The sequence below is a fragment of the Bradyrhizobium sp. TM239 genome (assembly GCF_036247985.1).
Lineage (GTDB): Bacteria > Pseudomonadota > Alphaproteobacteria > Rhizobiales > Xanthobacteraceae > Bradyrhizobium > Bradyrhizobium ottawaense.
This window is the reverse complement of sequence record NZ_BTIR01000011.1, coordinates 46,259-71,286: the sequence shown is the minus strand read 5'-3', so window position 1 is coordinate 71,286 and position 25,028 is coordinate 46,259. Positions and strand designations below refer to the sequence as shown.

Sequence of the window (25,028 nt, the reverse complement as noted above, 5' to 3'; positions counted from 1 at the left end):
CGCGACCTCTCCCGCAAGCGGGAGAGGTGCACCGTCTCCTTGGCTTGCATCGAGCCAAGCAAAGCTAATCCTGCCTTCGATACGCGAGTGCAGATGACGACCATGCCGCCGCAACAACTCCCCGGCTTCATCGACGCGGAAAGCTTTCGCGCCTTTCGCGCCAATTCCGCGCATTGGCTCCCCATCGCGCTCGACATCGCACGCAGCCACCGCCTCGATACCAGCGCGCCGCATGTGTTTGCGACCGGCACCAATCTCGTGGTCGGCCTTGGCGAAAATCTGATCCTCAAAATCTTCCCGCCGATGCTGCGTGAACAATTCGTGTCCGAGCGCGGGTCGCTGATGCAGCTCGCCGGCCATCTCGATCTGCCGATCCCCGAGATCGTCGCCGAAGGAACGCGAGACGGCTGGCCCTATCTCGTCATCACCCGCCTTGCCGGCACGCTCGGCTCGGAGGTCTGGCCGCACCTGGCGGAAGCGCAGAAGGAACGCCTGCTGCGCCAGATCGGCGAGACCATCGCGAGCGTCCAGCGCGCCCCGCTCGGACCGCTCGCGCAAATCGAGCCGCGCTGGAACGACTTCATGCGTGCGCAGATGCAGGGCTGCAAGGCGCGGCACACCCGCCTTGGCCTTGCGCCGAAATTCCTCAAAGGCCTCGACGATCTCCTGCGCGATGCGGAAGAGCTCATTCCGATGGATGCGCCGCCGGTCTTTCTGGTCGGCGAATACATTCCGGAGAACTTCCTGCTTGCCTGCGATGACGGCCAGTGGTCGCTCAAAGGCCTGTTCGACTTCGGCGACGTGCTCGCGGGATGGTGCGATTACGACCTGCTCGGTCCCGGCGCGTTCATGGCGGCGGGCCGGCCGGGGAGGGTGAAGAGCCTGCTCGAAGGTTTTGGCTATGCGAAGCTCGATGACACGCTCAAGCGCCGGCTGATGGCCCTGATGCTGCTGCACCGGGCCAGCGACCTCAACAGCCACATCTGCATCGAGGGCTGGCAGGAGCAGGCGGATGACCTGATCGAGCTGCAGGAGCTGATCTGGGCGGGATGAGCGGTCCCCAGCTCCGGCTTTGCTCAACTCCGCGGCGCTTCATTTCATCAGCCTAATTTTAAAGCAATATCTCCGCTTTGTATGCAATAAGCGGGGCTGCTCAGGAAGCGATCACTCGGCCAAAATCAACTAATATCCTTTTAAGTCAGTCGGTTACGGGAATCATAACGCTCCATTAAGCCTTGGCACGAACCTTGCGAATCCGGTTCCAACCAAAAACTTTGAGTTGGAGCATTCCCGATGAAGCGCCGCGATTTCCTCAAATCCGTTTCCGGATTGGCCGCCGGAGCGGCGCTTCCGGCGATGCCGTCCGTGATCTCCACCGCCTATGCCGACGCCCGTTCGGAGACGTTGCTGATCGTCTCGGAAGGCGGCCCCAACAATCTCGACATTCACGGCGTCGGCACCAACGTGCCCGGCTATGAAGTGTCCTGGAATTGCTACGACCGGCTGATCAGCCACGAGATGAAGGCTGGCCCCGGCGGCGTGCCCTATTACGACCGCGACAAGTTCAAGGGCGAGCTCGCCGAAGATTTCAAGATCGACGACATGTCGGTCACCTTCAAGCTGAAGAAGAACGCCAAATTCCACGATGGCGCGCCTGTCACCGCCAAGGACGTGAAATGGTCGCTCGACCGCGCCGTCAGCGTCGGCGGTTTTCCGACCTTTCAAATGAGCGCGGGGTCACTGACCAAGCCGGAGCAGTTCGTCGTCGTCGACGACTATACCGTGCGCGTCGACTTCCTGAAGAAAGACAAGCTCACGATTCCCGATCTCGCCGTGATCGTGCCCTGCATCGTCAACTCCGAGCTGGTGAAGAAGAACGCCAGCGAGAAGGACCCCTGGGGCCTCGAATTCACCAAGCAGCAGACCGCGGGCTCCGGCGCCTACAAGGTGACGAAGTGGACCGCGGGCACCGAAGTCATCATGGAGCGCAACGAGGATTGGGTCGGCGGCCCCTTGCCGAAGATCAAGCGCGTGATCTGGCGCATGGTGCCGCAGGCCGGCAACCGCCGCGCGCTCTTGGAGCGCGGCGATGCCGACATCTCCTACGAGCTGCCGAACAAGGACTTCCAGGAGATGAAGGCCAACGGCAAGCTCAACGTGGTGTCGCTGCCGTTCTCCAACGGCATCCAGTATATCGGCATGAACGTCACCAAGCCGCCGTTCGACAATCCAAAAGTCCGTCAGGCGGTCGCCTATGCGCTGCCCTATCAGAAGATCATGGACGCCGTGATGTTCGGCCTCGCCAACCCGATGTTCGGCGCGGCAAAGGACAAGCCGACCGAGGTCGCCTGGCCGCAGCCGCACAAATTCAACACCGATATGGAGAAGGCGAAGGCGCTTCTGGCGGAAGCCGGCTACGCAGGCGGCTTCGAGACCACGATCTCGTTCGACCTGAATTTCGCCGGCGTCAACGAGCCGCTCTGCGTGCTGGTGCAGGAGAGTCTTGCGCAGATCGGCATCAAGACCACCATCAACAAGGTGCCCGGCGCCAACTGGCGCACCGAGTTGAACAAGAAAGAGATGCCGCTCTTCACCAACGTGTTCTCGGGCTGGCTCGATTACCCCGAATACTTCTTCTACTGGTGCTATCACGGCAACAATTCCGTCTTCAACACCATGAGCTACAAGTCGGCAGAGATGGACAAGCTCATCGACGGCGCACGTACCGCCGCCGCGAGCGGCGACACCGCAACCTACGACAAGGACGTGAAGGGTTTTGTCGATCTCGCCTTCACCGACATCCCGCGCATCCCGCTGTACCAGCCCTTCGTCAACGTCGCGATGCAGAAGAACATCAGCGGCTATCAGTACTGGTTCCACCGGAGGCTGGATTATCGCGCGATGGCGAAGGGGTGAGGTGTCATGGGTGAGGTGAGCACGCTCTTCAGGCTCCCTCCCCCCTTGCGGGGGAGGGTTGGGGAGAGGGGTAGCCACAAACTCAGACCTCTCCCGGAGCCACCCCCCTCCCTAGCCCTCCCCCACAAGGGGGGAGGGAACGCAGCCGAACGTGCCGCACGATCTCGTTCCCATACGCAGCGCAGGAGCGCCCCATGCTGACCATGATCGGCAAGCGCCTGGTGTTCGCGATTCCATCGCTGATCGGCGTCGTCATCGTCACCTTCCTGCTGACGCGCGCGCTGCCGGGTGATCCCGCCGCCTACTTCGCCGGTCCCGCCGCGACCAAGGAAGCCGTCGAGCAGATCCGGAAAAAACTCGGCCTCGACAAGCCGCTGATCGAGCAGTTCTTCCGCTACACGGGCGATCTCGCCCATGGCGATTTCGGCAACTCGCTGACGACGGGCCAGCCGGTGGCGGCCGAGATCCGCAACCGCCTGCCGGCCTCTGCCGAGCTGACCTTGCTCGGCCTCATCGTCTCGGTCGTCATCGCCATCCCACTCGGCGTGCTCGCTGCGACGCGGCCAGGGTCATGGGTCGATCACTTATGTCGGGTGACGACGACAGCCGGCGTCTCGCTGCCGGTGTTCTTCACCGGCCTCGTGCTGGTCTACGTCTTCTACTTCCGCCTCGGCTGGTCGCCCGCGCCGCTCGGCCGTCTCGATGTGTTCTACAGCGCGCCGCCGACCGTGACCGGCTTCTATCTGATCGACACCCTGATCGCGCGTGATCTCGAAGCGTTCCGCTCGGCGCTGAGCCAGCTGATCCTGCCGGCGACGACGCTGGCGATCTTCTCGCTGGCGCCGATCGCGCGCATGACACGCGCCTCGATGCTGGCGGTGCTCGCGTCCGAATTCGTCCGCACCGCCCGCGCCAGCGGCCTGTCGCCGGCGACCGTGATCGTCACCTACGCCTTCCGCAACGCGATGCTGCCGGTCATCACCACGCTCAGCATGGTGTTCTCGTTCCTGCTGGGCGCCAACGTGCTGGTGGAGAAAGTGTTCGCCTGGCCCGGCATCGGTTCATACGCGGTGGAAGCGCTGATCTCGTCGGACTTCGCGCCGGTGCAAGGTTTTGTGCTGACCATGGCGGTCATGTACGTGCTGCTCAATCTCGTGATCGACATCTTGTACGGCGTGATCGATCCGCGCGTACGGCTGGAGGGCTGAACCATGATGGGGTCTTGTGCTCTGCAAGCTCCGACGAAGGTGCGCCCCCTCTCCCGCTTGCGGGGGAGGGTTGGGGAGGGGGTATCTCCGCGGGCGAGAGCCCCAATGTGGAGAGAGCCCCCACCCGGCGCGTTGCGCCGACCTCCCCCGCAAGCGGGGGAGGTAAACCGCCGTCGCGGCTTGCTTGTTCGGTCAAACAACGTCCGGGTGATCTCATGAGCTCCGTTGCGCCTGCTGTTGAACCCGTCGGTCCTGCCCGCACCTCCGGGTTGGCCGCGATCCTCGAACAGACCCGTTACGTGCTCGGCGAAAACAAGGTCACGGGCTTTGCCTTCGCCTTGCTGATCCTGATCCTCGCCGCCGCGATCTTCGGCCCCTATGTCGTGCCGTACGATCCGCTCGCCTCCGACACCGCCGCGTCGCTGAAGCCGCCCTCGGCCGCGCACTGGTTCGGCACCGACCAGCTCGGCCGCGACATCTTCAGCCGTGTCGTCGTGGCAACCAGGCTCGACACGTTCATCGCAATCGCCTCCGTCGTGCTGGTGTTCCTGATAGGCGGCCTCGCCGGCATCGCCGCGGGCTATTTCGGCGGTTGGACCGACCGCGTCGTCGGCCGCATCGCCGACACCATCATGGCCTTCCCGCTGTTCGTGCTGGCGATGGGCATCGTCGCCGCGCTCGGCAACACCGTGCAGAACATCATCCTGGCGACCGCCATCGTGAACTTCCCGCTCTACGCCCGCGTCGCGCGCGCCGAGGCCAACGTCCGCCGCAACGCCGGCTTCGTGCAGGCGGCGCGCCTCTCCGGCAACGGCGAATTCCGCATCCTCTTGGTGCACATCCTCCCGAACATCATGCCGATCATGATCGTGCAGATGTCGCTGACCATGGGCTACGCCATCCTCAACGCCGCCGGCCTCTCCTTCATCGGTCTCGGCGTCCGTCCGCCCACCGCGGAGTGGGGCATCATGGTCGCCGAAGGCGCGGGCTTCATGGTCTCAGGCGAATGGTGGATCGCGCTCTTCCCCGGCCTTGCCCTGATGATCGCCGTGTTCTGCTTCAACCTCCTCGGGGACGGCCTGCGCGACATCGTCGACCCCCAGAGGAGGACGTGATGGTGGTCGGGTTCGGGGGCGTGCAGCGAAGCTGTAAGGAGGGCACCATTCTCTCATTCCCTCCCCCCTTGTGGGGGAGGGGCAGGGAGGGGGGTAGCCACGAACTCCGACCTCGCTTGGGGCTACCCCTCTCCCCAACCCTCCCCCACAAGGGGGGAGGGAGTGAGAGGCCGGTGCCTCCCTCACGCGCACAAATCCCGTCGAAATTCCCCAACGATTCCAATGCCATTCTACTGTGCATGGGGTTGTTTTCGCATTTTTTGATTGGGAGGCCCGCATGACCGCCCAGCCGCTGCTCGACGTCCAGGACCTCACCGTCGAATTCACCACCCGTCGCGGCATCGTCAAAGCCGTGCAGCACGTCAACATCTCCGTCGCCAAGGGCGAGACGCTGGCCATCGTCGGCGAGTCCGGCTCGGGCAAGTCGGTGACGTCGTACGCGGTGATGCGCATCCTCGACCGCGCCGGGCGGATCGCCGAAGGCTCGGTGATGTTCTCCGGCATCGACGTGAAGGCCGCCACCGAAGACCAGATGCGCGACCTGCGCGGCCGCGAAGTGTCGATGATCTTCCAGAACCCGCGTGCCGCACTGAATCCGATCCGGAAAGTCGGCGACCAGATCGAGGACGTGCTGCGCACCCATGTGCAGCAGGCGATGGTTTCGGATCACGGCGAGAAGGCGATCGAGGCGCTGGAGCAGGTCAAGATCGCCCGCCCGCGCGAGCGCTATCACGCCTATCCGTTCGAGCTTTCGGGGGGCATGTGCCAGCGCGTCGTCATCGCGCTCGCGCTCGCCTGCAATCCGCAGCTGCTGATCGCGGACGAGCCGACCACCGGTCTCGACGTCACCACGCAGAAGGCGGTGATGGACCTGATCGTCGAGCTGACCAAGCGCCGCGCGATGTCCACCATCCTGATCACCCACGACCTCGGCCTCGCCGCCGCCTACTGCGACCGCGTCGTGGTGATGGAGAAGGGCCGCGTGGTCGAGACCGCCAAGGCCGCCGACATTTTCGCCAACCCGCAGCACCCCTACACCAAGAAGCTGATGCGCGCGACGCCAAGGCTCGGCGTGAGCCTGCGGGATCTGCTGCCGGAGGAGGAGGGCACCGCGCCCGCCGAGCCCGCTGTGCCTGCCACGGCAAGCGCAGAGAGCGCGAAGCCGCTCCTCCTCATCGAAAAGCTCGTCAAGGAATACCCGCGCCAGGGCGCCACCGCCACGCTCGGAAAGCTGTTCGGCCGCAAGCCGCCGCTGGAGCCGGACGTGTTCCGCGCCGTCGACGGCATCAGCTTTTCGATCGGCCATGGCGAGAGCGTCGGCCTTGTCGGCGAGTCCGGCTGCGGCAAATCGACCACGTCGATGATGGTGATGCGCCTCTTGGACCAGACCTCCGGCCTGATCCAGTTTGACGGCGAGGACATCGGCGGCATCGCACCGGCCTCGTTCGCCCGGCTGCCGCAGCGCAGCCGCATCCAGATGGTGTTCCAGGATCCGACCGACAGCCTCAACCCGCGCTTCACCGCCGCGCGCGCGATCGCCGATCCCATTATGCAGCTCGGCGATATCAGGGGGCGCGACGCGCTCCGCGCCCGCTGCGAGGAACTGGCCACCATGGTCGGCCTGCCGCACAATCTGCTCGATCGTTTTCCGCACCAGCTCTCCGGCGGCCAGAAGGCCCGTGTCGGCATCGCCCGTGCCATCGCGCTGCATCCGAAGCTGGTCATCCTGGATGAGCCGACCGCGGCGCTCGACGTCTCGGTGCAGGCCGTCGTGCTCAACCTGCTGCAGCACCTCAAGGCGCGGCTAGGTATGAGCTATCTGTTCGTCTCGCATGATTTGAACGTAGTGCGCTTGCTGTGCGATCGTGTCATTGTGATGCGGACGGGTCGAATCGTCGAAGAGGGCTCTTCCGAGCAGGTCCTCAGCGATCCGCAGGACGACTACACCAAGGAGCTGCTGACGGCGATCCCGCATCCGCCGTTGCCGGTCCACTGAGCATGATCCGGAAAAGTGTGACGCGGTTTTCCGAAAAGATCATGCTCAAATGACAACCTAGAGAGATAGTTTGGGAGCGTGATGGCCGAGCCGCTGGACGATTATATCGACGCCGTATCGAAAGTGCTGGCATTGCCGATCGAGGAGGCCTGGAGGCCTGCGGTGCGCGCCAACCTCGAAGTCTCGCTGCGGCTCGCTCGCCTCGTCGACGAATTCGCGCTGCCGGACGAGACCGAGCCGGCGCCGATTTTCACCGCTTGATGTTGCCATGACCAGCAAGCCAGAGATGACGGCCTCCGAAATCGCAGGTGCGGTTGCGGCCCGCAAGATGTCCGCGCTCGATGCCACCGAGGCGGCGCTGTCGCGCATCAAGCAGCACGACGGCGTCCTCAATTCCTTCACTGATGTCACCGCCGATCGCGCCCGTGCGAAAGCACGCGCAGTCGATGCCGACATCGCCGCCGGCAAGGAAGTCGGCCCGCTCGCCGGCGTTCCCTTCGCGGTGAAGAATCTGTTCGACGTCGCAGGGCTTCCGACGCGCGCCGGCTCGAAGATCAATCGCGATCGCGCGCCCGCAGCGCGCGATGCCACGCTGATCGAGCGCATGGAGGCCGCCGGCGCCGTGCTGGTCGGCGCGCTCAACATGGGCGAATACGCCTATGATTTTACGGGCGAGAACGTCCATGACGGTCCCTCGCGCAATCCGCATGACACCACGCGGATGACCGGCGGCTCCTCCGGCGGCTCGGGCAGCGCGGTCGGCGGCGCGCTGGTGCCGATCGCGCTCGGCTCGGACACCAACGGCTCGATCCGCGTGCCGTCCTCGTTCTGCGGCATTTTCGGTTTGAAGCCGACCTATGGCCGGCTCTCTCGCGCGCGCTCGTTCCCGTTCGTCGCGAGCCTCGATCATCTCGGCCCGTTCGCGCGCTCCGTCGCCGATCTCGCACGCGTCTATGACGTGATGCAGGGCCCTGACGCGGAGGACAGCGCCTGCACGACGCGCGGGCTGGAGCCGACGCTGCCGCTGATCGCCAATCCGGTGTCGGATCTGCGTATCGCCATCGCCGGCGGGTATTTCCAGAACAACGTGTTTCCGGAAGCGGTCGAGGCCGTCAGCCGCGTTGCCAAGGCGCTCGGCGCAACGAAGCTGATCGAGATCCCCGAGGCCGCGCGCGCCCGCGCGGCGGCTTACGTCATCACCACCACCGAAGGCGCTTCGCTGCATCTCGATCGCCTGCGCAAGCGGCCGAACGATTTCGATCCGGCCGTGCGCGACCGGCTGATCGCGGGCGCGATGGTGCCTGCGCCGATGGTCGACCGCGCGCAAAAATTCCGCCGCTGGTACCGCGCGCAGCTCGCCGAGATCTTCAAGACCGTCGACGTGCTGCTCGCGCCGGCAACGCCCTGCACCGCGCCAAAGCTCGGCCAGGTGAATTTCAACCTCGACGGCGTCGAGCTGCCGGTGCGCGCCAATATCGGCATCCACACCCAGCCGATCTCCTTCATCGGCCTGCCCGTGGTGGCCGTTCCGGTGCCGCTCGAGCCGATGCCGATCGGCGTGCAGATCATTGCTGCGCCCTGGCGCGAGGACATCGCGCTCCGCGTCGCGCACGCCCTGGAAAAGATGGGCGTCGTCGCCGCACCCGCGCCGAGAGGAATCTAAAATGGAGATCGATCTCCCCGACGTGATCGCGGACGTCAAAGCCGCGTTCGATCGGTATGAGCAGGCCCTCATCAGTAACGACGTCGCCGTGCTCGGCGAGCTGTTCCGCAACGATCCCCGCACGCTGCGCTACGGCATCGGCGAGAACCTCTATGGCTATGAGGCGATCAGCGGCTTCCGCGCCGGCCGCTCGCCGGTCGGCCTCAACCGCCGCACCGCCAGGACTGTCATCTCCAGCTATGGCCGCGACACGGCGGTGGCCTCCACCCTGTTCTATCGCGATACGGCGCCCGGCAAGGTCGGCCGGCAGATGCAGACCTGGATTCGCTTCCCCGAGGGCTGGCGCGTCGTCGCCGCCCATGTCAGCATCATCGACGAGCCGAAAGAGACCTGACCGCATGACGCTCGACGATCTTCCCCAGGGAGCACTGCCGACTGAGCCGGTGGTGCCCCGCGTCGACCGTGCCTCGCCATCGGTGCAGAAGGTCACACGCGCCGAGGAGCTGCGCCTGCAGCTCGCCGACGAGATCGTGCGCGGCGCCCTGGCCCCCGGCTCGCCCTTGGACGAGACCGACATCGCGCGGCGCTTCAGCGTGTCGCGGACGCCGGTGCGTGAGGCGCTGCGTCAGCTCGTGGCCAGCGGCCTCGTCGAGGCGCGCGCCCATCGCGGCGCGGTGGTGGCGCAGCCCTCGATCGAGCGTCTCAAGAGCATGTTCGAGGCGATGGCGGAGCTCGAGGCGCTCTGCGCAGGCCTTGCCGCCGAGCGCATGTCCGCCGCCGAGCGTCACGGCCTGGAGGCCATCCACGAAGAGCTGCGGGTGCTGAGCTACACCGGCAATCCCGATCGCTTCCACGAGGTCAACGAACGCTTCCACAACGCGATCTATGCCGGTTCGCAGAACGGCTACATCGCCGAGATCACGCTGGCGACGCGGGTGCGCGTGCAGCCGTTCCGCCGCGCCCAGTTCCGCAACCTCGGCCGTCTCGCCAAGTCGCAAGCCGAGCACGACCGCGTCGTCGTCGCCATCATGCGCGGCGACAAGCAGGGCGCCGCCGCCGCGATGCGCGCGCATATCGAGCTGGTGCGCGGGGAGTATGAGATCTACGCGGTGTCGGTGTAAGGCACGTCCGTGTCCCGGACGCGGTGCAGCGCGTAGCGCTGCTCCGCAGAGCCGGGATCCAACTTCCGTCTTGCGAGCTGCTGCATGGGTCCCGGTTCAGCAGCGCACCACTGCGTGATGCGCTGCGCCCGGGACACGAGACCTACGTCTTGGCAGCTTCCGCCATGAATTTCCGCCATCCCCCAAACGCCGTAATATCCCGCGCGTCGCCCAGCACCTCGGGCTCGACGAGAAATCCCTTCACGCTGCGGCCATCGGCAAGGCGCACGGTACCGATCGCCATTGGCGAAGGAATCGCGTTGACGAATTTGCCGAAGGCGGAAGACGACAGCGACCAGAGCTCCAGCTCGATGGCGGCGCCCTTGCCGGCTTCCACGCGCAACATGCCGGGCTTCGGCGGCGTGGTCTTGAGCGCGTAGAGCTTGTAGTCGGGCGCAGTTCTGGTTGCCTCGATCAGGCGCCCGTTCAGTGCCTTCAATTCGCCGTTGAGCACCATGCCGGACAGATGCGCGCCAACCACGGCGATGGGGATCTCGTCGCCGCTGCTTGCCGGCAGCGCCGCCAGCGGAGCTTGCGCCGCGCCCGTCGCGCCGAGACTCAGCCTGGTATCCGCATGAAAGACGCGGCCGATGCTCGCCAGCAGCGCATCATGCCCGGCGGGCGCGAGCAGCGTGATGCCGAACGGAATGCCGTCGCTGCGCATCGAAGCCGGCAGCGCGAGGCCGCAGAGGTCGAGCAGATTGACGAAATTGGTGTAGGTGCCGAGGCGGCTGTTGAGCTCGATCGGATTGGCGAGCACCTGCGTGGTCGTATAGGCGGTCGGCGCCGTCGGCAGCACCAGCGCGTCGATATTGGCAAACGTGCGCTCGGCGATCTTGCGCAGGCCCTGCAGGCGATAGAGCGCGGAGAACGTGTCCGCAGCGGTGAGCCGCGCGCCGGCCGCGGTGATCTCGCGCGTCACCGGATGAATCGAATCCGGCGCGGACGCCAGCAGGTCCTTGATCACGAGATAACGCTCGGCGACCCAGGGGCCCTCATAGAGCAGCCGCGCCGTCTCGTAGAACGGCTCAAGATCGAACTCGACCAGCGTTGCGCCAAGCGCAGTCCAGCGCTTCAGCGCATCGGCGTAGGCGGCTTCCGCCTTCTTGTCGCCGAAGAAGATCAACTGTCCGTTGCGCGGCACGCCGAGGCGCAGGTCTGAGGGGAGCGGCGTGATCGCGCCCAGCGGCCGGTCGCGCGAGAACGGATCGGCCGGGTCCGGCCCCGCCATCACTGACAGCGCGAGCGCGGCGTCGTCCACGGTCAGCGCAAACACCGAGATGCAATCGAGCGTGCGGCAGGCCGGCACGAGCCCCGCGTTCGAGATCATGCCGAGGCTCGGCTTCAGCCCGACGATGTTGTTGAGCATCGCCGGTACGCGCCCGCTGCCGGCGGTATCCGTGCCCAGCGACAGCGGCACGAGCCCCGCGCCGACCGCGACAGCGGAGCCCGAGCTGGAGCCGCCGGGAACGAGATCCTCGCGGATCGAATTCTTGGGAACGCCGTACGGCGAGCGCACGCCGACGAGGCCGGTCGCGAATTGGTCGAGATTGGTCTTGCCGATGATGATGGCGCCGGCGGCGCGCAGCCGCGCCACCGCTGTCGAGTCATGCATCGGCGTAGTGGAGAAGGCCGGGCAGGCCGCGGTGGTCGGAAAGCCCAGCGCGTCGATATTGTCCTTCACCGCAACCGGCACGCCGTAGAGCGGGAGGCCGGCGGCGTCCTTCGCAGCAAGCTTCTCGGCCTCGGCGATCGCGTCCCTTTCGTCGCGCAGGCTGATGAAGATGGCGGGATCATTGTGGTCGCGGATGCGCTGATAGGTCCGCGCGACCGTCTGCACCGGCGTCAACGTGCCCGCGCGATGTGCGGCCACAATCGCGGCGATCGTTTCAGGCTGCTCAGCCCCCATCTCAGCCCCCATGGCGACAAAACTCCGGCAACTGCTTCACCCCCGGAGTGAAGCAAGCGATGTGCCATTGTGTACATTATCCGGGCAGGACGGAAGCTGCGGATATTATCCGTGGGATCAGTGGCTTGCGGGATATTTTGGCAGGCGGGCGGGTCGTAACGTCAGCGCCCTGTGACGGGCATCTGCCCAAATCATGGGCAGTCGAGATCAGGTGAAGCCAGCAAGGATCCGCAGCAGCTGCGCCCGGTTTTCCTTGCCGATCTTCTCTTCGACGTGCCGCTCGTGTTCGGCCGCGAGCCGCTTGAATTTCGCCAGCGCCGTCTCGCCCTGTGTCGTGAGATGCAGCGCATGCGAGCGACGGTCCGCCTTCGATTTGACCCGCTTCACGAGCTTGCGCTGTTCGAGGCTGTCGAGCAGGTGCACCAGCCGGGCGCGCTCGATGCCGAGGCGCTTTGCCACCGCCATCTGCGACAGGCCCGGATTGGCGCCGATCACGGTCAGCACCGAATATTGCGTCGGCCGGATGTCGACATCGCCGAGCGTTCTGATGAAGTCCTGAAAGATCCAGATCTGGAAGCGCCGCACCGCATAGCCGGCGTGCCCGACCAGTGCGTCGAGGCCGATCTCGTCGGCCATGTCCCGAGGCGCCGCGCCGTTGCCGGCGCGCCTGCGTGCGGAAGTCTGGGCTGAGGTGGCTGTCAAATCGCGTCTCCTGCCGGACTATTCTTGTAACGTCATTATTGCGCGGGCGGAAGATTGTTGTTGACGACAACAATTGTCATGCCCAACATTATGGTCAAAGCAGCCCGGAACGAGGCTGCGGCCGATCCGGGATCCGGGCGGAGGAGGAAATCATGACAACCGCCGCACGCGGCGATGCCGCAAGCCTGTTTGCAACGCCACGGACCGTCGCCGAGCATCGCGCCGACGGCAGCATCGTGCTGCGCTCGCCCGAACCGTTGCGCGATGGCGCGCGCTGCGTCGGCGACTGGCTGGAGCAATGGGCGCGGCAAACGCCGGATGCGATCTTCCTTGCCGAGCGCGCCAACGCCGAGGCGGCATGGACCACCGTCAGCTATGCGCAGGCGCTGCGCCAGGTGCGTGCGGCGGCGTCCTGGATCCTGGCGCAGGGTCTGAGCGCCGAACGCCCGCTCGCGATCCTCTCCGACAACAGCATCGACCATGCTCTGCTCGCGCTTGCCGCCCAGCATGTCGGCGTGCCCTCGGCGGCGATCTCGCCGGCCTATTCGTTGATGTCGAAAGATTTCGACAAGCTCAAGAGCATGATCGCGCTGCTCGAGCCGGGCGCGATCTATGTCTCCGCGACCAAGTCATTCGCGGCAGCACTGGCCGCGATCAAACCGCTGCACAAGGCGCAGATCATCAGCGGGAACGCCGACGATGGCGATGCGCTCGCCTTCCGCACCGTCGTGGCAACGCCGGAGAGTCCCGACGTCGCAAAAGCATTCGCTGCGGTGACGCCCGACACGATCGCCAAATTCCTGTTCACTTCGGGGTCAACAGGCACGCCCAAGGCCGTCATCAACACCCAGCGCATGCTGACCTCGAGCCAAGAGGCCAAGGCGCAGACCTGGACATTTCTGGAGCAGGGCGGTCGCGACCTCGTCATTCTCGACTGGCTGCCCTGGAGCCACACCTTCGGCGCCAACCACAATTTCAACCTCGTGCTGCGCAACGGCGGTTCGCTCTATATCGACGGCGGCAAGCCGGCGCCCGGCCTGTTCGCGACGTCACTGGCCAATCTCAAAAGCGTGATGCCGACGGTCTATTTCAACGTGCCGCGCGGCTTCGACATGCTGATCGCGGCGCTGCGCGGCGACGAGGAGCTGTGCCGCCGCTTCTTCAACGAGGTGAAATTCGCCTTCTATGCCGGCGCGGCGCTGCCGCAGAATCTCTGGGATGCGCTCGAAGAGCTCTCGATCAAGACCGTCGGCCGCGCGCTGCCGATGGTTTCGGCCTGGGGTTCGACCGAGACGTCGCCGCTGGCGACCGACTGCCATTTCCTCGCCGAACGCTCTGGCAATATCGGCGTGCCCATTCCCGGCACCGAGCTGAAGCTCGTCACGTCAGGCGACAAGCTCGAGGTGCGGGTACGTGGTCCCAACGTCACGCCGGGCTATTGGAAGGCGCCGGAGCTGACGAAGAAGGCTTTTGATGAAGAGGGCTTTTATCTGATCGGCGATGCCGTGAAGCTTGCCGATCACGCGCGGCCGGAGCGCGGCCTGTTCTTCGACGGCCGCGTCGCTGAAGATTTCAAGCTCAATTCCGGCACTTGGGTCAGCGTCGGCACGCTGCGCGTTGCCGGCATCGCCGCGCTGGCGCCGCTGGCGCAGGACATCGTCGTGTCAGGCCACGGTGGCGACGAGGCGCGCTTCCTGGTGATCCCGAACATCGCGGCTTGCCGCGCCCATGCCGGCTTGGGCGAGACGGCTGATGTCAACGAGGTGCTTGCGCATGACAAGGTCAGGACCGCGATCGCACAGGGCCTGGCGAAACTGAAGCAGCAAGGCCCCAACTCCTCCGGCCACGCCACGCGCGCGCTGCTGCTCGCCGAGCCGCCATCGGTCGATGGCGGCGAGATCACCGACAAAGGCTACATCAACCAGCGCGCCGTGCTGACGCGGCGAGCGGATGCCGTGGCTCGGCTGAACGATGATGCGTCGGCGGAGTGGATTGGGCTGTAAAGGCCGAGTTAGCGAAGCCACATTCCGCTGTCATTCCGGGGCGCGCCTCTTGGCGCGAGCCCGGAATCCATTTCACCGCAGGGGTGTTGCACGATGGATTCCGGGTTCGCGCTACGCGCGCCCCGGAATGACGAGCGGATAGGCCAATCCCACTGCCGCAATATATTGCTGATTCTTTTGTTGCCTAAGCAACTAATCTGTGCGAACCGTTCCAGACCAGGACGACGGCGGGGAAACCGCCGCGTCCGATCTCGGAGGAAACGATGCTCGGCAGGAAGGGTGCCGCGGGCAAGCGCGGGCGCATGCCTGGAGGTGGCGACAGGGCGCGGCCGCGGTGCGGTGCGTCAGGTGTAGCTGCTGTCCGTGACCGCGCCGAGATTTTCGTGCAGCCGGCGCAGCAGATCGATCAGCACCTCGCGCTCGTCCTTGTTCAGGCACGACAGCAGCCGCCGCTCGCGCTCGAGCGCCGCGACGATCACCTTGTCATGGGTGGCGCGGCCCTTCGTCGTCAGCGAAATCGAATGGGTGCGGCCGTCGTTCGGGTCGGTGCGGATCGAGATGAGGCCGCGCTTTTCCAGCCCAGCCAGCGTCCGGCTCACCGGCCCCTTGTCGAAGCCGATGACGTGACAGATGCGCGAGGCCGGAATGCCGGGCTCGATCGCCAGCAGCGACATGATCCGCCATTCCGTGACGTTGACGCCGAACTCCCGCTGATAGAACGCGGTCGCGCTGTTCGAGAGCTTGTTGGCGATGAAGGTGACGAACGCCGGGACGTAACGGTCGAGATCGAGCGTTGGTCCGGCATCGCTGGGCGCGGGCTTTTGGCGGGATCTGGTCGAAGGCGCAGGCATGTCGGGAATCTGACTCGCGGTGGAGCCACCGACCTAAGGGCATGCGCCGCCCTTTCACAAGATCAAAATGAGGGAGGTCTCCCATGACCGCATGCGGCACCCCTGCGTCGACGGGCCTTGCGTCCGTCCCGCATCTCGACATCGATCCCTTTGCGATGAATTTCTTTGCCGACCCTTATCCCACGCATGAGCTGCTGCGGGAGGCCGGTCCGGTCGTCTATCTCGACAAGTGGAACGTCTACGGCGTGGCGCGCTATGCCGAGGTCCATGCGGTCCTGAACGATCCCGCGACGTTCTGCTCCAGCCGCGGTGTCGGCCTGTCCGACTTCAAGAAGGAGACGCCGTGGCGGCCGCCAAGCCTGATCCTGGAGGCCGATCCGCCCGCGCACACCCGCACCCGCGCCGTGCTGTCGAAGGTGCTGTCGCCCACCGTGATGAAGCAGGTCCGCGACCGCTTTGCGGCGGCGGCGGAACAGCGGGTGGACGCGCTGGTCGAGAGGCGCAGCTTCGACGCGATCGCCGATCTCGCGGAAGCCTATCCGCTCTCGATCTTTCCGGATGCGCTGGGCCTGAAGGCGGAGGGACGCGAGCATCTCATTCCCTATGCCAGCGTCGTGTTCAACGCGTTCGGTCCGCCCAATGAGCTGCGCCAGCAGGCGATCGCGCGCTCGGCGCCGCACCAGGCCTATGTCGCCGAGCAATGCCAGCGCGACAACCTTTCGCCCGGCGGCTTCGGGGCCTGCATCCATGCGCAGGTCGACGACGGCGCGATCACCGCGACCGAGGCGCCGCTGCTGGTGCGCTCGCTGCTGTCAGCCGGCCTCGACACCACCGTCAACGGCATCGGTGCGGCCGTCGACTGCCTCGCGCGCTTCCCGGACCAGTGGCAGCGCCTGCGTGATGATCTGACGCTCGCGCGCAATGCCTTCGAGGAGGCCGTGCGGTTCGAAAGTCCGGTGCAGACCTTCTTCCGCACCACCACGCGGGATGTCGAGCTATCAGGCGCGAGGATCGGCGAGGGCGAGAAGGTGCTGATGTTCCTCGCCGCCGCCAACCGCGATCCCAGGCGCTGGGACCAGCCTGATAGCTATGACATCACACGCCGCACCTCCGGCCATGTCGGCTTCGGCTCGGGCATCCACATGTGCGTCGGCCAGCTCGTCGCCCGCCTCGAAGGCGAGGTAATGCTGACCGCGCTGGCCCGGCGCATCGCGAAGATCGAGATCACGGGCGAGCCGAAGCGCCGCTTCAACAACACGCTGCGCGGGCTCGATAGCCTGCCGGTGACCATCACCCCGGCCTGACGAGGAGTTTCATGCCCGCAATCACCTTCGTTCATCCCGACGGCAAGTCGGAGCGTGTCGAGACCGCGGACGGGGAGAGCGCCATGCAGGCCGCGACCCGCCACGGCCTCGACGGCATTCTGGCCGAATGCGGCGGCAACGCGATGTGTGCGACCTGCCATGTCTATGTCGACGAGAGCTGGCTCGCGCGGCTCCCCGCGGTAGCCGACGACGAGGATGCGCTGCTCGACGGCGCCGCCGCCGAGCGGCGGCCGACAAGTCGGCTGTCCTGCCAGATCGCGGTCACGTCCGAGCTCGACGGGCTCGTGCTGAAGCTGCCGGAGCGGCAGGTCTGAGTCTCGACACGCCGGCAACGACCGGCGTGGCAAATCATCAACAGGGGAGGGAACGATGAAACATCTGAAGTGGACGCTCGCGCTGGCCGCGAGCCTGGTGACCGGCGCGGCGAGCGCGGAGATCTCGGACAATGTCGTGCGCGTCGGCGTGCTCAACGACATCTCCGGCATCTTCCAGGACACCAACGGCATGGGCTCGGTCGAGGCCGCGCGCATGGCGGCGGAGGATTTCAACGGCGGCGGCAAAGGCATCAAGGTCGAGATCGTCTATGCCGACCACCAGAACAAGGCCGATGTCGGCAACGCCATCGCGCGCAAATGGCTCGATGTCGAGGGCGTCGATGCCATCGTCGACGTGCCGAACTCGGCCGTCGGCCTCTCCATCAACACGCTGCTGCGCGACAGCCGCATGACGTTCCTGGCGTCTTCGACCGCAAGCTCCGATCTCACCGGCAAGGCCTGCTCGCCCAACACCATCCAATGGGTCAACGACACCTGGGCGACCGGCAACACCACGGCAGCGGCGATGGTCTCGCGTGGCGGCAAGGACTGGTATTTCCTCACAGTCGATTTCGCGCTCGGCAAGGGCATCGAATCGGAGGCGCAGAAATACATCGAGGCGCATGGCGGCAAGGTGCTTGGCTCCTCCAAGCACCCGCTCGGCACCTCCGACTTCGCCTCTTTCCTGTTGCAGGCGCAGAGCTCGAAGGCCCAGGTGATCGGCCTTGCCAATGCCGGCGGTGACACCATCAACGCGGTGAAGCAGGCCGCCGAGTTCGGCATTCAGCAGAACGGGCAGCGGCTCGTCGCCTTCCTGCTCTTCATCAACGACGTCCACGGCATGGGCATCAAGGTCGCGCAGGGCCTCCAGCTCATGGAAGCTTTCTACTGGGACATGAATGACGACACCCGCGCCTTCGCCAAGCGTTTCGCCGCGCGGCCGGGCATGAACGGCAAGATGCCGAGCGGCAACCAGGCCGGCGTCTATGCCTCGACGCTCGCTTATCTCAACGCCGTCGCCGCCACCGGGAGCGACAATGCCAAGGACGCCGTGCCCGAGATGAAGAAGTTCAAGGGCAAGGACAAACTGTTCGGCGACACCGCGATCCGCCAGGACGGCCGCGTCGTGCATCCGATGTACCTGTTCGAGGTGAAGAAGCCGGAGGAGTCGAAATTTCCCTACGACTATTACAAGCTGGTCTCGACGATTCCAGCCGACCAGGCATTCCGCCCGCTGGCGGAAGGCGGGTGCGAGCTGGTGAAGTGAGTCTCGTGCCCCGGACGCAGCGCGCAGCGGTGCACTGCAGAGCCGGGGCCCCTGACTGCTGGGTCCCGGCTCTGCGTCGCGTCATTTCATGCCGCGCCGCGTCCGGGACACCAGAGGAGCCTCCCTACACCACCTTGCTACTCCCCTGCGTGATCAGCCGCGCTGCGCGCTGATCACGCGCGTAGATCCATAGCCAGCTGAGCGCGACGCTGAGGCGGTGGCGCAGGCCGATCAGGAAGTAGATGTGGGCGATGCCCCAGATCCACCAAGCGATGGTGCCGCGCAGCTTGATGCGGCCGAAGTCGATCACCGCGAGCCGCTTGCCGATCTGGGCGAGGCTGCCGGAGTGCTTGTAACGGAACGGGCCTGTCGGCTCTCCGCGCAGCCGCGCCTTGATGGTCTCGGCGACGTGACGGCCCTGTTGCTTGGCGGCCGGTGCGATGCCGGGCACCGGCTTGCCCTCCCAGGCGTTGATCAAGACGGTGTCGCCGATCGCAAAGATCTCGGGATGATCAGGGATGCTCAGATCGTCTTCGACCTGGACGCGGCCAGCACGATCGGCCGGTGCACCCAGCCACTCGGCGGCGGGCGAGGCGCGGACGCCGGCGGCCCAGATTCGCGTCTTGGCCTCGAGCAGCTTGCCGCCGAACACCACGCCCTCGCGATTGATCTCGGTGACGGCCTGTCCCAGCACGACCTCGACGCCGATCTTCTCCAGCGAGGCCTGCGCATAGGCCGAGAGGTCGTCGGCAAAGCCCGCGAGCACGCGCGGCCCTGCCTCGATCAGCACCACGCGCGCCTTGGTCGTGTCGATGTTGCGGAAATCGCCGGGCAAGGTGTGACGCGCCATCTCGGCGATGGTGCCGGCGAGCTCGACGCCGGTCGGGCCGGCGCCGACGATGACGAAGGTCAGCCGCGCTGCGCGCTTGTCCGGATCGGTCTCGCGCTCGGCGCGCTCGAACGCCACCAGGATGTGACGGCGCAGCGTGGTGCCGTCCTCCAGCGTCTTCAGGCCCGGCGCCCATGCCTCCCATTCGTCATGGCCGAAATAGGCGTGACGCGCGCCGGTCGCGAGCACCAGCGTGTCGTAAGGCACCTCGCTGCCGTCGTCGATCAGCACGCGGCGTCTTGCCGCATCGACGCCGCTGACCGTCGCGAACAGCGTCGTCACCTCGGGCCGGTCGCGCATGAGATGACGGATCGGCCAGGCGATCTCGCTGGTCGCGAGCGAGGCGGTCGCGACCTGGTACAGCAGCGGCTGGAACAGATGATGGTTGCGGCGGTCGATCAGCGTGATCTCGACCGGCGCACCCGCAAGCCGATAGGTCGCCTCCAGCCCGCCGAAGCCGGCCCCGACGATGACGACGCGATGCGGTGCCGTGGTCATGGTGTACCCTCGAATCTCGCTGCTCCACACTCCCATTTAAGTGCGGATCGGACGCTGCGGTCCAATAGAGGTCATCAATCGCCGCATAGGCTGGATGTATCGATCAGACGTGAAAAAGCGCCGCAGGGTTGGTCTAAGTAAGTAGAATTATATTTCTTGCCATCCCCGATTGGGGCGAAATATGGTGCAGGGGCAGGCGCTGAGCCATTGGCGGCTCGATGGATTTTGCGTTCAATAGAGACAGACCCGGGGCGGCGATCACCCCGTCTCCGGGCTCAATAATAGGGAGGGGAGTGGTTATGAGAACGGCATTCTGGCTGGCGGGCGCAGCGGCGCTGGTGCTGGCGAGCCCGGCATTCGCCGGCGACACCATCAAGATCGGTTTCGTCTCGACCTTCAGCGGCCCGACCGCCGTGATCGGCAACGACATGCGCAACTCCTTCGAGCTCGCGCTGGATCACATCGGCCGCAAGATGGACGGCAAGCCGGTCGAGGTCATCTACGAGGATGACGGGCAGAAGCCCGATGTCGGCAAGCAGAAGACCGAGAAGCTGGTGCAGTCCGACAAGGTCGATTTCATCGTCGGCTACATCTGGTCGAACGTGCTTTTGGCCTCGCTGAAGACCGCGGTGGATTCGCAGACCTTCCTGATCTCGGCCAATGCCGGCCCGTCGCAGCTCGCCGGCGAGCTGTGCAGCCCTTACGTGTTCTCGACCTCCTGGCAGAACGACCAGACGCCGCAGGCCATGGGCCTCTACATGAACCAGAAGGGCGTCAAGAGCGTGTTCCTGATCGGGCCGAACTACGCGGCCGGCAAGGACATGCTCGCGGGCCTCAAGAACACCTTCAAGGGCGAGATCAAGGGCGAGGAATACACGGTCTGGCCGAGCCAGCTCGATTTCTCCGCCGAGCTCTCCAAGGCCCGCGCCTCGGGCGCGGAGTCGATCTTCGTGTTCTATCCGGGTGCGGCCGGCGTGCAGTTCCTCAATCAATATGCGCAGGCGGGCCTGAAGAGCACGATGCCGCTCTATACGGCGTTCACCGTCGACGAGCTGTCGCTGCCGCTGCAGAAGGAGAACGCGCTCGGAGTGCCCGGCGCGCAGGAATGGGTCAACGACCTCCCCAACGAGCAGAACAAGCGCTTCGTCGCCGACTACCGCAAGAAGTACACCGGGCTGCGTCCGACCTATTACGGCGCGCAAGCCTATGACGCGGCCCAGCTCATCAACAGCGCGGTGGTCGCGGTGAAGGGCGACACCAGCAAGAAGGATGCGATGAAGGCCGAGATGGAGAAGGCCAACTTCAAGTCGCTGCGCGGCGCGTTCAAATACGGCAAGAACCACATCCCGGTGCAGAGCTTCTATCTCCAGGACGTCGTGAAGGACGCAGAAGGCCAGCTCTCGCTGAAGACGGTCGCGACCATCGTCGAGAACGACCAGGATCGTTTCCACGACAAGTGCAAGATGAAGTGAGCTCTCTCTTCTCCCTCTCCTCGCTTGCGGGGAGAGGGTCAGGTCGCTCCTCGCAATGACGGCAAGGCGAGCCTACACCCGCGGCATGCTCGCCGGCCGCACCTCGCGAGCCTGTGCTGCCAGCCGGATGCCGGCATTGGCAGCACCGAACCCCTGATAATCCCTCCGCTCGACGATTTCGAAGAAGAACCGCTCGTCGAAAATGTGGGTGTAGACCTGGAAGAACTCGCCGTCGCCCTCGCGGTCGTAGAGGATGTGATTGGCACGCAGCTGCGCCATCAGCTCGGGCGCAAGGTCGTATTTGGCTTCGATGTCGTCGTAGTAGTTGTCGGGGATATCCAGGAAATCCGCACCTCGCTTGCGCATGTCCGCGACCGTCGCGAAGATGTCTTTGCAGGAAAACGCGACGTGCTGCACCCCTGAGCCGAAGAACTCCGAGATAAAGCGCGCCGGCAGCGTGCGGTTGGCGGAGGAGCCGTTGAGCACGAAGCGCAGGCTCTGGTCGGCATTGACGACGGCCTGGCTTTGCACGAGCCCCCTGGGATCGGCGATCTCCATCTGCGGCAGCCGCTTCAGGTCGAGGATGCCGGTGTAGAACAGCAGCCAGGACAGCATCTCGTCATAGGGCATCGACTGTGCGATGTGGTCGACGGCGAGCAGCGCGTCGCCGTTTGCCTCGCTCGCAACAGGCTCGAAATCCGTGTCCCAGTTCTTGCCGGCCTGGTCGAGGAAATACAGCAGGCTGCCGCCGACGCCGTGGATCGCGGGGATCTCCAATTCTCCCGGCCCGACCGGCTGGTAGAAGGTGCGCGCCTTCAGCATCTCCGCGCGCTGCATGGCAAGGCCGGCATTGTCGACATCGAGCGCAATCGCGCAAACGCCGGGGCCGTGCGTGACGTAGTGCGAATGGGCAAAGCCGTCGGTCTCGCTGTTGATGACGAGCTCGACCTTGCCCTGCGACCAGCGCTCCACAGCCTTGCTGCGATGCGCGCCGGTCTTGCGGAAGCCGAGTTGCGCAAACAGGTGGCCGAGCTCGCCGGCCTTGGTCTCGTTGACGGCAAACTCGATGAACCCGGTGCCGCGGCTCTTCGCCTTCGGTGCCAGCGGCTCGGCGGCGAATTTCGGCCAATCCGGCGCAAGCTGGTCCTCCAGCAGGATCAGCGAGCGCAGGCCGTCGAGCGCGGTCTGCGCGGCAGAGCCGGCGCGGAACTGGTCGTTGAAGATCTCCAGCGACAGTGGTCCGGCATAGCCGGTCGCCGCGACCGCCGCCATGAACTCACCGACCGGCAGATCGCCCTGTCCGGGGAAGGAGCGGAAGTGCCGGCTCCAGGAGAGGATGTCGAGCTCGAGCTTCGGCGCATCGGCAAGCTGCACCAGAAATATCTTGTCGCCGGGAATCGAGGCCATCGCGCGGGTCGGAAAGCCAGGTGCCAGCGCGTGAAAGCTGTCGAGGATGATTCCGATCGCGGGATGATCGGCGCGGCGCACGATCTCCCAGGCATCGCGATAGTCGTGGACATGGCGGCCCCAGGCCAGCGCCTCGTAGCCGACGCGCAAGCCCCGCTTGGCGGCACGCTCGCCAAGCTCGCGAAAATCGTCCGCAGCGCGGTCGATGCCGCCGAGCGAGGCGGGTGAGACGTTGGAGCAGATCAGCAGCAGGTCGGTGCCAAGTTCCTGCATCAAGTCGAACTTGCGTTCCGCACGGGCAAAATTGCGCGCACGCTGCGGCTCGGGCATGCCCTCGAAATCGCGGAACGGCTGGAACGCTGAGATCTTCAGGTTGAGATCGCCGCAGAGCTTTGCGATATCGCGCGGGCCGGCGCCGAACGACAGCAGATCGTTCTCGAAAATCTCGACCTCATCGAAGCCGGCGGCGGCGATGGCGCGGAGCTTCTCGTCCAGCGCGCCTGAGAGGGAGACCGTTGCGATCGAGCGCTTGTTCATGCTGCCTGCTCCATGATCCGCCCCGGTGAGACTTTTTGGCCCGTGCGCGCGGCCTCGCTAACGGCTTCGACGACGGCGAGCGTTCCCATCGCGTCCTCGGCCGGGATCAGCGGCGGCTCGCGGCCGCTGATGACCGCGCAAAAATGACGGAGCTGCTCGACCAGCGGATCGAAAGCGGGCGGCGCAACGGTCTCGCGCGACAGCGGCGCGTACCAGCCGGGCTCTCGCGCATAGGACCACAGCTCCATATTCGGCACGGAGAGCGATCCCTCCGTGCCGGAGAGGATGTAGCAGGGCTGATCCTGCTTGGGATAAGCGGTGCTCTCGCCGGAGGCGAGCTCCCAGCTCCACGGCGCCGGTGTCGCATCCGACACGGTCACCGTCCCCAGCGCGCCATTCGCAAAGCGCAGCAGCAGCGCCGCGGTGTCCTCGACGGCGAAGGCGCGCGCCTTGTTCGAGGTCAGCGCCTGCACCTCATTGATCTCGCCACAGATGAAGCGGAGATTGTCGATGTCGTGAATGAGGTTGATCAGCAGCGGCCCGCCGCCTTGCTCGCGGCGCCAAGCCACTTCGAAATAATCGTCGGGCTTCTTCAGCAGCCAGAGCCCGACCACGGCGGTGAGCTGGCCGAGTTTGCCACTCGTCACCGTCTGACGCGCAGCCTTGATGGCCGGATTGTGCCGGCGGTGATGCCCGACCAGCATCGGCACGCCGGTTCGTTTGACGGCGTCGCACAGACGTTGTGCGGTGGCAACCGTCTCCGTCACCGGCTTCTCGATCAGCGCCGGCACGCCCGCTTCGGCGCAATCGAGCGCCATCGGCAGGTGCAGTGTGTTGGGCGAGGCGATGATCAAGCCGTCGGGCTTTTCCTGCGCCAGCAGCGCCCGATGGTCGGCATAGCAGGCTACGTTGTGGGCTTGCGCATAGTCCCGCGCCGCAGGCGAGGGGTCCGCGATGCCGGCGAGCTCGCAATCCGGTGAGGCCTCGATCAACTCGATATGGCGGCGGCCGATCAGGCCGGCGCCGGCGACGGCGATGCGCATTCGCGCACTCATGCCGCGCTCTCCTCCATGGCTCCCCCGAGAAAGAGCTGGCCGATGCGGGGATCGTTCAGGATGCGCCTGGCGTCGTCGACCATGCGGGTCTGGCCGAGCTCGAGCACGATGCCGATGTCGGAGATCTCCAGCGCCGAGCGCGCGTTTTGCTCGATCATCAGGATGGTGACGCCGCGGTCGCGCAAGGATTTGAGAATGTCGAAGGTCTGCTGCACCATCAGCGGCGACAGGCCGATCGAGGGCTCGTCGATCAGCACGAGTTTCGGCTCCAGCAGCAGCGAGCGGGCGATCTCGAGCTGCTTCTGCTCGCCGCCGGACAGCGTGGACGCCTGCTGCGTCGATTTGCGCCGCAGCGCCGGGAACAGGTCAAGCGCGGCCTCGATTCGCGTCGGCAGGTCGAGGCCCTTGCCGGCGGCAACGCCGCCGAGCTCGATATTGTGGCGCACAGACAGCTCGGGAAAGATGTTGCGGCCCTGCGGCACGTAGCAGATGCCGGCATTGAGCAGCGCGCGCTGGCTCAAATTGGTGACGTCGCGGCCGGCAAAGCCGATCTTGCCATCGCGCAGCTTCAACAGGCCGAAGATCGCCTTGAACACGGTCGACTTGCCGGCGCCGTTCGGGCCGATGATCGTCGTGATCGTGGCCTCCGGCACGGCAAACGTCGTGCCGTTCAAGATCGTCATCTTGCCGTAGCCGCCGACGAGATTGTGAACCGAGAGGATTGGCTCGCTCATGGTCGGC

General features: G+C 65.5%; 21 protein-coding genes. 14 read left to right on the top strand and 7 right to left on the bottom strand.

The features are described 5' to 3' along the window. Positions 1 to 93 precede the first annotated feature (93 nt). From AABA84_RS18835 to AABA84_RS18795, 9 genes are all read left to right on the top strand, one after another. Positions 94 to 1,053 (top strand): aminoglycoside phosphotransferase family protein, encoded by a 960-nt coding sequence (locus AABA84_RS18835; RefSeq protein ID WP_338312718.1) that lies wholly within the window; start codon positions 94 to 96, stop codon positions 1,051 to 1,053. Positions 1,054 to 1,293: 240 nt separating this feature from the next. Beyond that, entirely contained in the window at positions 1,294 to 2,916 is a 1,623-nt protein-coding gene (locus tag AABA84_RS18830) for an ABC transporter substrate-binding protein (protein ID WP_338312717.1), read from the top strand. A 194-nt stretch (positions 2,917 to 3,110) separates the two neighbouring features. After that, positions 3,111 to 4,124 carry an ABC transporter permease gene (locus tag AABA84_RS18825; RefSeq protein ID WP_338312716.1) on the top strand — a complete coding sequence of 338 codons (1,014 nt, stop codon included), beginning with the start codon at positions 3,111 to 3,113 and terminating at the stop codon, positions 4,122 to 4,124. Positions 4,125 to 4,339: 215 nt separating this feature from the next. Beyond that, positions 4,340 to 5,239, top strand: coding sequence for an ABC transporter permease (locus AABA84_RS18820; RefSeq protein ID WP_338312715.1), 900 nt, complete (start codon positions 4,340 to 4,342; stop codon positions 5,237 to 5,239). A 277-nt stretch (positions 5,240 to 5,516) separates the two neighbouring features. Next, positions 5,517 to 7,235: a dipeptide ABC transporter ATP-binding protein gene (locus AABA84_RS18815; RefSeq protein ID WP_338312714.1), complete on the top strand. Its 1,719-nt coding sequence runs from the start codon at positions 5,517 to 5,519 to the stop codon at positions 7,233 to 7,235. 81 nt (positions 7,236 to 7,316) lie between these two features. After that, positions 7,317 to 7,496, top strand: a complete 180-nt coding sequence (locus AABA84_RS18810; protein WP_338312713.1) for a DUF4089 domain-containing protein — start codon at positions 7,317 to 7,319, stop codon at positions 7,494 to 7,496. A gap of 7 nt (positions 7,497 to 7,503) precedes the next feature. Continuing rightward, positions 7,504 to 8,898, top strand: coding sequence for an AtzE family amidohydrolase (locus tag AABA84_RS18805; RefSeq protein WP_338305973.1), 1,395 nt, complete (start codon positions 7,504 to 7,506; stop codon positions 8,896 to 8,898). A gap of 1 nt (position 8,899) precedes the next feature. Beyond that, the gene (gene hpxZ, locus AABA84_RS18800; protein WP_338312712.1) at positions 8,900 to 9,292 is read left to right on the top strand and encodes an oxalurate catabolism protein HpxZ; all 393 of its coding nucleotides are present in this window, start codon (positions 8,900 to 8,902) and stop codon (positions 9,290 to 9,292) included. 4 nt (positions 9,293 to 9,296) lie between these two features. Beyond that, positions 9,297 to 10,019 (top strand): GntR family transcriptional regulator, encoded by a 723-nt coding sequence (locus tag AABA84_RS18795; protein WP_212243927.1) that lies wholly within the window; start codon positions 9,297 to 9,299, stop codon positions 10,017 to 10,019. A 142-nt stretch (positions 10,020 to 10,161) separates the two neighbouring features. Here the strand turns inward: AABA84_RS18795 and atzF are convergent, their stop codons facing one another. Continuing rightward, positions 10,162 to 11,967 (bottom strand): allophanate hydrolase, encoded by a 1,806-nt coding sequence (gene atzF / locus AABA84_RS18790; RefSeq protein ID WP_445083415.1) that lies wholly within the window; start codon positions 11,965 to 11,967, stop codon positions 10,162 to 10,164. 207 nt (positions 11,968 to 12,174) lie between these two features. Beyond that, complete coding sequence (locus tag AABA84_RS18785) at positions 12,175 to 12,669, bottom strand: MarR family winged helix-turn-helix transcriptional regulator (protein ID WP_338312710.1); 495 nt, start codon at positions 12,667 to 12,669, stop codon at positions 12,175 to 12,177. 152 nt (positions 12,670 to 12,821) lie between these two features. On the opposite strand from AABA84_RS18785, the gene AABA84_RS18780 reads away from it, so the two are divergent. Continuing rightward, on the top strand, positions 12,822 to 14,672 hold the full coding sequence (locus AABA84_RS18780; RefSeq protein ID WP_338312709.1) for a feruloyl-CoA synthase: 1,851 nt from the start codon (positions 12,822 to 12,824) through the stop codon (positions 14,670 to 14,672). A gap of 344 nt (positions 14,673 to 15,016) precedes the next feature. On the opposite strand, the gene AABA84_RS18775 is transcribed toward AABA84_RS18780, so the two are convergent. Continuing rightward, positions 15,017 to 15,523 carry a MarR family winged helix-turn-helix transcriptional regulator gene (locus AABA84_RS18775; RefSeq protein WP_212243932.1) on the bottom strand — a complete coding sequence of 169 codons (507 nt, stop codon included), beginning with the start codon at positions 15,521 to 15,523 and terminating at the stop codon, positions 15,017 to 15,019. Between the two features lie 83 nt (positions 15,524 to 15,606). Here AABA84_RS18775 and AABA84_RS18770 point away from each other — a divergent pair, with 83 nt between their 5' ends. From AABA84_RS18770 to AABA84_RS18760, 3 genes are read left to right on the top strand one after another with little or no spacing between them, the layout of a single operon-like run. Next, positions 15,607 to 16,827 carry a cytochrome P450 gene (locus tag AABA84_RS18770; protein WP_338312708.1) on the top strand — a complete coding sequence of 407 codons (1,221 nt, stop codon included), beginning with the start codon at positions 15,607 to 15,609 and terminating at the stop codon, positions 16,825 to 16,827. Between the two features lie 11 nt (positions 16,828 to 16,838). Further along, complete coding sequence (locus tag AABA84_RS18765) at positions 16,839 to 17,162, top strand: 2Fe-2S iron-sulfur cluster-binding protein (RefSeq protein ID WP_338312707.1); 324 nt, start codon at positions 16,839 to 16,841, stop codon at positions 17,160 to 17,162. Between the two features lie 55 nt (positions 17,163 to 17,217). Further along, a complete protein-coding gene (locus tag AABA84_RS18760; RefSeq protein ID WP_338312706.1) occupies positions 17,218 to 18,429 on the top strand; it encodes an ABC transporter substrate-binding protein in 1,212 nt (403 codons plus the stop codon). 124 nt (positions 18,430 to 18,553) lie between these two features. Here AABA84_RS18760 and AABA84_RS18755 read toward each other — a convergent pair whose 3' ends face one another. Continuing rightward, entirely contained in the window at positions 18,554 to 19,816 is a 1,263-nt protein-coding gene (locus AABA84_RS18755) for an NAD(P)/FAD-dependent oxidoreductase (protein WP_212243936.1), read from the bottom strand. 299 nt (positions 19,817 to 20,115) lie between these two features. On the opposite strand from AABA84_RS18755, the gene AABA84_RS18750 reads away from it, so the two are divergent. Beyond that, positions 20,116 to 21,288 (top strand): ABC transporter substrate-binding protein, encoded by a 1,173-nt coding sequence (locus AABA84_RS18750; protein ID WP_212243937.1) that lies wholly within the window; start codon positions 20,116 to 20,118, stop codon positions 21,286 to 21,288. Between the two features lie 72 nt (positions 21,289 to 21,360). On the opposite strand, the gene AABA84_RS18745 is transcribed toward AABA84_RS18750, so the two are convergent. From AABA84_RS18745 to AABA84_RS18735, 3 genes are read right to left on the bottom strand one after another with little or no spacing between them, the layout of a single operon-like run. After that, entirely contained in the window at positions 21,361 to 23,232 is a 1,872-nt protein-coding gene (locus AABA84_RS18745) for a bifunctional sugar phosphate isomerase/epimerase/4-hydroxyphenylpyruvate dioxygenase family protein (RefSeq protein ID WP_212243938.1), read from the bottom strand. Next, on the bottom strand, positions 23,229 to 24,287 hold the full coding sequence (locus AABA84_RS18740) for a Gfo/Idh/MocA family protein (RefSeq protein ID WP_338312705.1): 1,059 nt from the start codon (positions 24,285 to 24,287) through the stop codon (positions 23,229 to 23,231). The genes AABA84_RS18745 and AABA84_RS18740 overlap by 4 nt, the downstream gene beginning before the upstream one ends. Beyond that, positions 24,284 to 25,021 carry an ABC transporter ATP-binding protein gene (locus AABA84_RS18735; protein WP_338312704.1) on the bottom strand — a complete coding sequence of 246 codons (738 nt, stop codon included), beginning with the start codon at positions 25,019 to 25,021 and terminating at the stop codon, positions 24,284 to 24,286. The genes AABA84_RS18740 and AABA84_RS18735 overlap by 4 nt, the downstream gene beginning before the upstream one ends. Positions 25,022 to 25,028: the final 7 nt, after the last annotated feature.